General features: G+C 34.5%; 3 protein-coding genes and 1 riboswitch. All 3 genes read right to left on the reverse strand.

The features are described 5' to 3' along the window. Positions 1-30: 30 nt before the first annotated feature. Positions 31-1,644 carry an RHS repeat-associated core domain-containing protein gene (locus bsdtw1_RS22660; protein ID WP_183279931.1) on the reverse strand — a complete coding sequence of 538 codons (1,614 nt, stop codon included), beginning with the start codon at positions 1,642-1,644 and terminating at the stop codon, positions 31-33. Positions 1,645-1,931: 287 nt separating this feature from the next. Then, entirely contained in the window at positions 1,932-2,492 is a 561-nt protein-coding gene (locus tag bsdtw1_RS22665; RefSeq protein WP_183279932.1) for a CPCC family cysteine-rich protein, read from the reverse strand. 18 nt (positions 2,493-2,510) lie between these two features. After that, positions 2,511-12,167 (reverse strand): DNRLRE domain-containing protein, encoded by a 9,657-nt coding sequence (locus bsdtw1_RS22670; protein ID WP_183279933.1) that lies wholly within the window; start codon positions 12,165-12,167, stop codon positions 2,511-2,513. Positions 12,168-12,258: 91 nt separating this feature from the next. Next, positions 12,259-12,346, reverse strand: a riboswitch (cyclic di-GMP riboswitch). Positions 12,347-12,519: the final 173 nt, after the last annotated feature.

Raw genomic sequence — 12,519 nt, forward strand, 5'->3', positions numbered from 1 at the left:
ATACAACCTATAACTTTACATAGGTAATTCTTATTGTATAATTTTTATATTTAATATATTCTTATTAAATATATCGATTTGCTCCGGTGTAATACCATAATTCTTATATGGACCATTAATTTCTAAGCCCTCATAATGATATTTTACATTTGGATTACCTTTTGACCCACGTTGTGGAACTGCAGTTTCTTGCATATTCTTATAATATTCTGGATTCATCTCAAACTCTACAATGACCTCTTCTGTTCCAGGTTTCACGATCTTATTATCAAACTCTTTAACTTTCTCCAAACTTTCTGATGTCCATTTAGTAGGGTCTGCTCCACGTATCGCTGGTTGTATTCCACTTTCAAGAGTTGCTTCAGCTTCAGCAACACTCATTTTTCTATAGAGTTTAGGGTTACCCGCCCCATTAGTACCATAATTACTAGACTCTTGAATGGAATTTGAAGGCATATTACCACCGCTTTTGTATGAGCTATAAGCAGTTACGCCTCCTATTACAGCCATGCCAACCTGATCTGCTTTGTTCCAGAAACTTGCATTTTTAAAGCTTAACTCATCTACTTCATCTACAGTCAACTTAGATAAATCTTTACCACTTCGTCTTAATTCATCTAACTTAAACATTAAATATGAGTTATGAGATAAAGCACCCTCATCAAGTCTCTCATAAGCTTTACTTCCGTAATACCACGAAGCATAATATTGCTGTGTTAAATACCATCCCGTAGCACTAGTATCATACTTGTAACTTCCTGGATTTGCTTTAATTACATCACCTAAAGTTTGACTACCTGTTCCCTGAGTTACCTTTTCCTTATAATCATAGTTCTGACTTCCAAGAAACTGAGTTCCTTCACAGCTCTTCTTTACGGTATCCATTACCTTTCTTACTACCTCGTTTGAGTAATTCCTTGTAGTAATTTGAGGTTGTGAGAAACATGAATTCACTCTATTGGAATTAGTTGTATTTTTCTTACTTACCTCTAATGGATTTTCTGGGAACTTAGGTACAGTTACAGGTTTATTAGTATAACCATTTTTGTTACCTTCATCTGGTGGATTAAAGTAATTAGTATCAGCTATACGATCCCTCACATAATCTTTAAGTTTTGATATAGTATTTGCCACAGTATCAACTACATTACTAGCAAAACTACTCACAGCTGATGCAGCCTTATCAAGCCATCCTGGCCAGTGTCCACTTGGGTCGGTATACATCATAGGGTTATTTAATGCATATGCATACCTATTTAAGGTTAGTGGCTGCATTACATCCCCTAGGTAACTGTCTCTTGTTAAGAACCTTCCACTTTCAGGTTCATAGTATCTTGCTCTTAGATAGTCTAAGCCGCTAAGTCTATTATAATCTTCTCCGTTGTATCCGTAGAAGTTTTCATAATGAGTTGCATTACTTCCCCAAAAGCCCCCATGTTTAACTTGTCCATATGGGTCGTATCTATATTTATCTCTTACTTGTCCTAAAGAATTGGTTGCAACGGATACACTGCCTCTTCCATCGTATAAGTAAAATAATGGATCAGTCTTAGCATCACTATCTGGTGATAGTTTATCTATTGATATTCTGTCTAAACCATAAGTATATGCATTAGTGTAGTTTCCATCTGCATCTGAAGTCATCAATACTTCTGGATTTTCTAGAGATACATCATTTATATAGTTTATTATCTCATAATTTTCTGGAGTGTCTAGAGGATCTTGGTTTCCTGGATTCTTTGGATGATCTGCTGTCTTATACCATCCTAAGTGCTTTCATTATTTTAGGAATAGAAAAAAGGCTAACGCCTTTTACCAGCGTTAGCCTTAACTATTAGTATAAGCTATATTCTACTTTTATTACCTTTTACTCATTATTCTACAGCAAGTGTTTAATACGTTGCTCAAGCATTTAGGTACATATAAAGTTGTTATTGGATAGATTTCTTATAATAACGTTTTTTTGCATCAGTTTCAATACCAGCTAATCCCACTTCCATAGCAGCGCCATAGTTATGAAAATTAGTTCTCCCTTGTTCTAGAGTCATGTGATTAGAAGAACTATATCTAGAAGCTTCATCGTTCCCATCGTCTTCCCAAAAACAGACTGGGCAAATTGTATACTGTCCTCGTTCTTTCAACGTTTTGTATTGGCAACACGGACATACTGATAAACTCTCCGGTTGACCCTCAACGACAACATTTTCTCTTAATATTACTGAAAGCCTCATAGATAAATACTCGTTTTTCACGCCTACAAACTTCTGTTTTAATGCTTCTATCAATAAAGGATTATATCTTGTTTCCATAACATCAAAACACGGCTCATCATACTCAAGAAGCTCTGTCTGCAGTGTTTCTGGTAATGCCTCAAATTCTGAATCTTCACTATCAATTCCCCACCAATCAATTAGCAATTCTTCACGTTTTTCTTTAGTAAGCATTGTTAGTTCCTGCTCGCAAATTATTGTAATAGCTTTAATTCTCTCCAAATCGCTTTTTTCTCCTTTCTATTTTATTCCACTTAGTTGTTTTGCCAAATTAACGGCTGCTTCAAATGGGTCCGCATCTCTAAAGTCCGCCTTATAAAAAGTTCTAATTTCACGAGATTTTTCTTGTCCTACAAGAATTCTCCGAGTAGCTTCATCATATTTTATTATAAAATTACCCACTTTTGTTTCCCTAAATGCAGAATTCGACTCAGTTGCAAAGTCTTTTGCTAACTTTAAATACTGATTTTGCGTAATATCTCCAAATTCATTACCATGCTTTGCGAAGTGTTCTGCTAGTTCACCTTTGCTGAAGCCTTTCCACTTCACAGCTTCAGCCGCGCCCTTTTTAATATTTCCTATTCCACTACCAGCAACAACACTACTATCATATATAACTTCACCAGTTTTAATATTTTTATATGCTCTTACTCCATTAACCGTTATTGTTGTGAATCCTTCAAGGAATAGTGTTGAAGAAAACTCTCCTGTTAGTTTTGCCCATTCTGGGTCCATGCCCATATTAAGTGCATTCTGTTCATTAATTTGACCCCAAAGGCCTGGCCACCTATCCCAAAGATATTTACCAAAGTTCTTAGCCGCATCTATTATATTATCTGAATTCCTTAAATTTTGTACATCTCGCTGATATGGTAATAATTCACTGGAACCATCATCTGTACCTTGACTTACCTTTTCCTTATAATCATAGTTCTGACTTCCAAGAAACTGAGTTCCCTCACAGCTCTTCTTTACGGTATCCATTACCTTTCTTACTACCTCATTTGAGTAGTTCCTTGTAGTAATTTGAGGTTGTGAGAAACATGAATTCACTCTATTAGAGTTAGTTGTGTTTTTCTTACTTACCTCTAATGGATTTTCTGGGAACTTAGGTACAGTTACAGGTTGAGTAGTATAATCATTTTTGTTACCTTCATCTGGTGGACTATTAAAAACCTCATTATAAGTATCAACTATACGATCCTTCAGATATACTGCACCTGAGTATATCTTCTCTCCTACACTTTTAAAGAAACCTCCAATTGAGAAGTGTCCACTTGGGTCGGTATACATCATAGGGTTATTTAATGCATATGCATACCTATTTAAGGTTAGTGGCTGCATTACATTTCCTAAGTAACTGTCCCTTGTTAAGAATCTTCCGCTTTCAGGTTCATAGTATCTTGCTCTTAGGTAGTCTAAGCCGCTAAGTCTATTATAATCCTCTCCATTATATCCGTAGAAGTTTTCGTAGTGAGTTGCATTACTTCCCCAGAAACCACCATGATTCACTTGTCCATATGGGTCATATCTATACTTGTCTTTTACTTGTCCTAAAGAATTGGTTGTATCTGATACACTGCCTCTTCCATCGTACAAGTAGAATAATGGATCAGTCTTAACATCACTATCTGGTGATAGTTTATCTATTGATATTCTGTCTAATCCATAAGTATATGCATTAGTGTAGTTTCCATCTGCATCTGAAGTCATCAATACTTGTGGATTTTCTAGAGACACATCGTTTATATAATTTATTATCTCATAATTTTCTGGAGTGTCTAGAGGATCTTGGTTTCCTGGATTCTTTGGATGATCTGCTCTCTTGTACCAACCTAAGTGCTTACCATTGTTTCCTTTGTTATTGCCTTTTCCATTATTACCATTATCCTTACCATTTCCATTGCCATTATTTTTACCGTTTCCGTTGTCTTGATTACTTCCATTATCTTTGCCATTTCCATTGCTTGAGCCATTATCATTCTTTCCGTTGTTACTGCTATTATTGCTATTATTATTTCCTTTACCATCTAGCTTTTCATTATCTTTATCAACCTTTGCTCCGAAGAAGATTCCCCCTAAAGCTTGTTGTTTTTCGCTAGAACCTCCGAATAACCACTTGAAGAAACCAACTATGCTGTCCACTGCTTTTTTAGCCAAACTTACTATATAGTTAACAGCACTCTTTATACTTTCTCCAACCTTTGTGAAGAAGGATTTATCAGTTTTAGCTTCTTCTTTAGCTTTAGAAGCTTTACTATCTTCCTTAGCACTGTCGGCCTTTGCTTTTTCAGAAGTTGCTTCCTTACTAACTTCACTGTTTGTATCAGTAGCAGTTGCTGTTTTTTCTTCAGCCTTTGCAGCATCATCTGCTTTTTTTCCTTCAGCACTGGTACTACTGCTAGTTGAACTAGCTACTGCCACTTCTTGATGTGGATTGTTTCCTTTTTCATAGCCATAGTGATTTCCGTTATTAGGATTTTGTGGATATCCTACATTGGAATTATTACCTGAAGCACTTCCATTATTATCTTTGCTTCCATCCTTTGGTGGATTAACACCAGAGTTTGAACCACTATTAGAAGTATTATCTCCTGGAGTTGAACCATCACCGGAGGAATCACCACTTCCACTATCTCCAGCCTTAACTGGTTGAGGTTTGAAGTATACACCATAGGTTGAGAACAATCTGTTTCCATCACTATCATATCCAAAGGTAAGCACTTCTCCTTTTGGATTAGTAAGTTGAACTAATCTATCTTCTAAGTCATACTCATAGTACTCTATTTTTTGACCAGGACGAATCTTTTTAAGTCTATTTCCATTCTTGTCATACTCATATTTAATATTTGTATCTCCAGTCTTTTCACTGACTAACTCGTCTCCTGCATTATAAGTATAAGTGGTAGTTTCAGTATCAGCCTCATCATCATCTTTTACTTGTACTGCTATACGGTTACCTGCTTTATCATAGCTATAATCGTATTTTGTGGTTTCAACTTTTCCATCCTCTTCATGGCTTTCCTCAGTAAAAGATGTTATTTCATTTGAACCATCATAGCCATAAGTTCTTACATAACTTTCATCTTCATGTACAGCTTTTTCATTTATGATGTTGCCATTCTTATCATACTGATATTCAAAGCTAGATATCAGGACTCCATCCTTATTTTTGTTTTCAAGCTTTGTGATTCTATCTGCTCCGTCATAAGTGTAGATTACCTTAGTTCCATTTGGAAGCAAGGCTTCTTTTCTTCTTCCAGCACTATCATAGCTATAATAGGTTTTTTCACCATTCCAGTTTTCTGCATAGGTTAATCTGTCTAGTACATCATAGTTGTATTTTACATACTTTCCGTCTGGATAGATTACCTTAGATTTTCTTCCTAAGTTGTCAAATTCATAGGTTACTTCTTCTCCTGAAGCAAAACCAACTAGGGTAAGCCTTCCCATCTTGTCATAGCTATAGTCTGTTTCACCTTCTAAACCTATCATCTTAGTACGGTTTCCACTTATGTCATATTCATAGCTTACATCTTGGCCTTCTACCTTGTCACCCTCAGCATCTCTATACTCTTTTGATACAAGCCTGTTAAGCTTATCATAATCATAGTTTGTCTTTGTTCCATCAGACTTTGTATGGCTTGATAAAGTACCTACTGGATTGTAAGTAAAGTTTTCTTTTTCTCCAAGGGGATTAGCTACAGATGTAAGTCTTCCAACCTTATCATAGCTATATTTTGTCTCATTTCCATTACCATTTACCATAGAAACAAGATTACTTGACTTATCGTAACTATATTTAGTTTCGCTACCTCTTGGATCTGCTACCTTTACTAATCTGTTTAATTCATCATAAGAATACGAAGTTTTATTGTTATTTCCATCTGTTACTGAAGCTAGATTTTGATTCTTATCATAATCATACTTAGTAATGCCTCCTACTGGATTAGCTGTTTCTGAAAGCAAGTTTAGAGCATTGTATTTATAAGTAGTTTTGCTTCCAATTGGGTTAGTAACCGAATCTACCAAGTTGTTTTTATTATAAGTATAAGTAGTGGTTTCTCCTAAAGGATTTGTTTCGCTTTCAAGATTGCTTGCAGCATCATAAGTATACTTGTAATCTCTATTTCCTGGTTGAGTTACTTTCGTAACATTTCCTAGGGAATCATACTCTACCTTTGTAACATTACCTTCTGGATCTGTAGTTTTATTAACTCTATCTAAAGCGTCATATTCATATAAGCTCATATTGCCATTTGGCTCTTTTACAGAGTTTAAATTTCCTGCAGTATTGTATGCATAAGAAGTTACATTTCCAACAGTATTCTTTTCTGTTAAAAGTCTATGCATCTTATCATAAGTATAAGTTATAGTGCTTCCTTCTGAGTCTGCTTCTTTTGATAAATTGCTAAACTCATCATAACTAAAACTCTTTGAATATCCTTCAGGATCAGTAATCGAGGTTATTCTTCTAACCTTATCATAGGAATAGCTGTACTTTTCACCCATAGGATTAACTTGAGTAATAAGTCTATCATTTAAGTCATATTGGAACTCTGTTATTCCGCCTAAAGGATCTATTTTCTTTGTCTGCAGACCATGCTTATTATATTCATAGCTTGTCTTATTTCCGTTAGCATCAATTTGAGCTGTCATATTGTTTAAGCTGTCATATTGGTACTGGGTATCAAAGCCTAAAGCATCTACCTTCATTTCTAATCTATTTAAGGCATCATACTTGTACTGAGTGACATTGTTCATAGGGTCTTGGACTTTTATTAAACTTCCTCTAGCATCATAAGTTAAGGCTGTAGTGTTTCCTTTTTCATCTATAAAGCTAGTTAGTTTATTTAATGCGTCGTATTGATATTTTTTAGAAGCTCCCTTTGCATTTATCACTTCTGTTAGATTTTGATTTTTGTCATAAGCATAGGAAGTTGTATAGTTTAGTGGATCTATAGCTTTAATAAGGTTTCCTACAGCATCATATTGATACTGATATTTTTTATTTTCAGGCTCTACTTTTCCTGTTACTCTGTTTAATCCATCATAGGTAATAGTAGTTATCTTGCCTTCTGCATCAGTAACCTTTACTACTCGATCTCTTTTATCATATACATAGGTAGTTGTGTTGCCATCTGTTCCAACCTTGGCAGTTATATTGCCAGCTAAATCATAGCTGTACTTTATTGTTCTACCAATTACATCCTTCTGCTCTATAAGTCTTCCCTTATCATCATATACATTGGTAAGCTTATTTCCTGCAGTATCCTCTTGGCTTATTAGTCTATTCATGATGTCGTAAGTATAGCTTTTCTTAACCCCAGCAGCATCAGTTTCAGAAGTTAATCTATTACTTTCATCATATGACATAGCTACTGTATCACCATTTGGATATACTATACTGGTCAAATTGCCGTTTTTGTCGTACTTCATCTGAACAACTTCGCCTAAGGCATCGGTGATCTTTGTTTGAAGCTTATTGCCATTATATTTATAATTAGTTTCCTTACCTAGCGGGTCTATCATCTTAGCAACATTGCCTGCCTTATCATAAACATACTGGGTAATATTTTTAAGAGGATCTTCAACAGAGGTTAATCTGTTTAATCCATCGTAATTATATATTTGTTTACCACCATTAGGTGAAATCTCGGCTTTTAAATTACCACTTAAATCATACTCATAGGATTTTGTGCTTCCAAGTGGATCTGTCACAGCCTTTAAATTACCTGTATCAGTGTAGCTATAATTTGTAATTTTCCCTTCTTCATCAGTTAATGAAGTTAATTGGTTTCTTCCGTCATAGGTGTAGCTTACTATATAACCTAAAGGGTCCTTTGTATTAATTAGATTTCCATTATCGTCATAGTTATAGTAGTACTCTCTATCTAAGCTATCCTTCATGTAGGAAATCCTACCTAAGTTATCATAAGTAGTATCTGTCACTACTCCATTTGTATCTGTAAACTGTATTAATCTATATAGATTATCATACTTATACTTCTTAGCATTACCATCAGGCAGTGTTAATTCTAATAGATTACCTTCATCATCGTACTTATTTACTAAAGTCTGTCCTTTTGGTCCTACAGTTTTCTCTACCTTGTTTACAGCATAATTATAGGTATAGGCAGATTTGTTGCCATTTGGATCCGTTACAGAGAGGATATTTCCTAAAGCATCTCTTTCGTAAGTTGTCTCTCCATCCTCACCGTCTATAACTTTTATTAATCTGTTCAACTTATCATATTGATAGCTTTTCGTATATCCTGCCGGATTTTTTTCTTCTATATTATTACCATTGGCATCATAAGCATAGGTAGTTATATTGCCAAAAGGATCTATAGATTTAATTACTCTATTTAGGTTATCATATTCAAACTTTGATACATTTTTGTTACCATCAGTTACAGAATCCTTGTTATCATTAGCGTCATAAGTATAGGCTACAATTCCTCCGTCTGGTAAAATGGTGCTTAATTCATTGCCTTTACCATCATAAGATATTCTAGTTATCTTACCTAGTGGATCTTCTACAGATATAACCTTACCCATAGCATTATAATAATACTTATATACATTTCCCTTTGCATCAGTAGCTTTTGATACATTGGCTCCATCATATTCGTATTTATAAGTCTTACCTGTTGGGTCCTTTACTGTAGCTACTTGGTTATTGCTATTATAAGTATATTCATAAGTAGACTGGTCCGCCGCAGTAACCTTTAGTAGGTTTCCATTGCCGTCATAGGTCATTGTAGTAGTATTTCCTTCAAAGTCAGTAATTGATATAGGATTATCCTTACTGTCATACTCAAAGGTCTTAACTTTCCCATCAAATCTATGTTCCTTAAGCCTGTTTCCTCTGCCATCGTACTCATAAGTAGTAGTGTGTCCTAAAGCATCTGTAGAGGATTTTACGTTATTATTGTTATCATAGCTTAAGGTTTCTACAGTTCCGTCTGGCTTTACGGTTTTAGTTATTCTGTACTGCGAATCATAGTAATATTGTGTTTTATTACCGTTAGCATCTGTTGTTTCACTGTATCCATCGTAGTAACTTATATATATTTTCTTACCTTGAGCATCTTCTTGAACAGTAACACGATTTTGATCATCGTAAGTGTTAACCACAGATTTATTTCCCTTAGCATCAGTGAAGGATACCATTCTTCCCTTCTCATCATACTGGTACTTAGTTTCATGTCCGTTAGCATCTATATAAGAAACTAAATTTCCATTTCCATCATAGCTATACTTTAAAACACTTTGATTTGGCAGTGTTATTGCACTTATCCTACCTTCATCACTTAAAGTTATTCCAAAAATCTTTCCAGAAGGTGAAGTTATGCTGGTTAGCTTGTAGTCTTCATTATATGCTAACTTTGTAGTATTGCCTTTTTCATCAATTTGAGAATCTAAAAGCCCCATCTTGTTAAATAGGTATGTGGTTATGCCATCAGTTATTTGATATCCTATATTTTTTCTACTATCATCATTTACTAAAGAAAGCTTTAGGTTTTCTCCTACAGGTCCACTATAGCTTCCATCACTGCCTTTTCTATAGTAAATAGTGCTTCCGTCACCTTGACTGAATATTATAGTTCCATCTGCTAGTGCTGATAAAGACTTGTTAAAGTTAAAGTCCCACTTCACTCCAAAATATCCGTCATGGGTTTCTTCCATTGCATTATAGGTTCTTTTTATGGAGAAATCTCCATTAAAATCAGTTGCACTAGCATCATCAGCTTCATATAAGAAGTTACCAGTAAGCAAGTTTATTGGCTCGAAACCATAAATACAATGCTTCTTTCTTCCCATAAGTGCACTATCTATCTCTTTTTTTCTCGCATCCGTTAAAGATGGAGGTGTATATGGCTTACCTGCATTTTTCTTAGGATTTCTTATGAAAAGAGTGTTTCCTTCCACAAGCAGTGTATCTCCAACTTTGTTATCACTCATTATCACAGAATTAGGAACACCATAAAAGCTTGCTATGTAAGGTATAGTGTCCTTAGCTTGAACTTGATAAATCTGAAAATAATCACTATAGCCTGTGTCACTAGTTTGTCCATCTAAGGTTGCAGTAGCTTTAATCCTATAAAGCTGATTAAGCTTTGGTGTCAGTATTTTATCTGCCTGCCAGTTACTATCCTTTCCCTTATACACATAAGCTTTAGGGAAAAGACTGGAGTACATAGCACCATCAGGATATTTGTAGATATAGCTAGCCTCTGCACTTCCTTTAAAATCTGGATTTTCAACATCTAACTCGTAGTTTACTGTAGAGGTTGGCTTTACTAATCCATCTATAGAGATTCCATCAACTTTAAGACTTCCTTCACTATCGTGTTCAGTAATTGGTCTTAAGTTTATATTTGGTGCGCCAAAAGGCATGTTAGTATCTACACCATCTACAAATTCATAGAATATCTTAATCGATGGTCTCTGAGTTGTATATTCATTTTTATCTGTTGAAAAAGCTTCACATTGTTGAGTTTCATTTAGATATTGCAAAAGTATTCCGTTGTTTGCTTTCCCATTTACCCAATCACTTACTATTTGCTTAATATCAAAATCAACAGCATGCGCATTAGGCGTTACCATTGCAGAAGAATAATATGTTTTATTCTTCGGTTGGTTATTCCAAGTTAATCTAGTTATATCATAGCTATCATCAACACTATACAAACCAACTTCTCTGTCATTATTTCCAAAGGAAGTAGATTGAAACATCTCAAGAGTTGCTGATGTAATTGTAGCTTCTTTAGGAACCTTAGCATTAACATCAAACTTAAGATAAGTCCTAGTTTTCTGGAATCCATTTGTTATACTTGAATTATTCCCTGATTTCACACCATCATCCGTTCCAACATAGCTATAACCGTTATTCAACGTGTTGGTATTAGGTGCATTTTCTTCAGCACAGGTTACATTGATCTCTGAATTAACAAAACCAGTATCAGGATCAATTTTTACTGGATAAGCTCTCTCTGGTGCCTTAAGCCAGTTTTCATCTACTGTCACAGTAATAATATCTTTACCAAACAGTTTCTTTTCTAGCTTTATAGTTAAGTTATTATTTGTTTTTCCAGAAGCATCAGTCATAACAGGAGCACTTAGTATAACCGTAGGTTGTTGTTTACCTGCTTCATATCCTCTTATTGAATTAAATTCTTCTTTAAGCGTTAATCCCTTGGTGCTAACTGCATATTTAAAGGTAGATTTGTCAACATAGCGATTAAGTATAATGTCTTCCTTAACACTATCTGAATTTGCAGTATATTGATAATCTACACCATCGAAAACATCATTATATAAAACTGAGTTTTCTGCAGCTGCACTTCTAGAAAAATCTCCTTCCATAGGAAACAAGTTGATAGAGACTTTCCCTTTTTGTATTGCTATACCTTTGTCCTTAGTAATTTCAGTTGGAAGGTTTACCTTATAGTCATTGGCTTTATTTTCATAATATCCGCCACTACTATTTAGGTTTAGAGTATTATCTACTTCTTGGTAGTTTCCCTTCTCATCTTTAAAGTTGACCTTATCAAAGAAGATTTGTTGTACTTCTGTTTTTTTATCCAGCTTATAAGTCTTACTATTAGCTGTTCTTTTGCTTACTACTTCCTTATCCTTAGTATAAGTTTCTTCTTTCTTTGATTTAGTTACACTTGGTTTCCTAAGAGCCTTCGTAGACTTGTTGTCAGTCTGACTTACAGAACTTACTTTTTCAGCTTCTTTGTTGATGTCCTTACCGTAATACTCTCCCTTTTGCGGCTGCTTTGCTAAGTTTTCAGCGGCATATACGAGTACATCATTTGAAGAAAAAAGTAAATTAGAGAAAATCAAAAAGATACATATGGCCCTTATTAGAATGTTTCTTTTCATCCTACACCCCCTAATAAGTCCATAGATATGAGCATATTGAATTTTAGACATGTGAATAGATTTCATAGAATATATAAATGAAATATACCACTTAGGTAACCCGGCTACCTTAGTATTTAAAATACCTTAGGCCCGTAGCTTTGCGTCTTTATCTTTCAATAAATTTGCCTTTATCTATGGTTTTTTAATAATATACATCCACTTATGGAATAATGCTTTAACAATTGTAATACTTTTCCCATACAATTACTAATTTACATTTAATCCATAATTTAATAATCGTATTTATTAATAATTTATTAATAGTTAGTTTACTAATAGTGTAGATATCTTCTTTTATATGTAATCAGTT

Origin of the sequence: Clostridium fungisolvens (assembly GCF_014193895.1) — a bacterium.
Classification (GTDB): Bacteria; Bacillota; Clostridia; order Clostridiales; family Clostridiaceae; genus Clostridium_AR; species Clostridium_AR fungisolvens.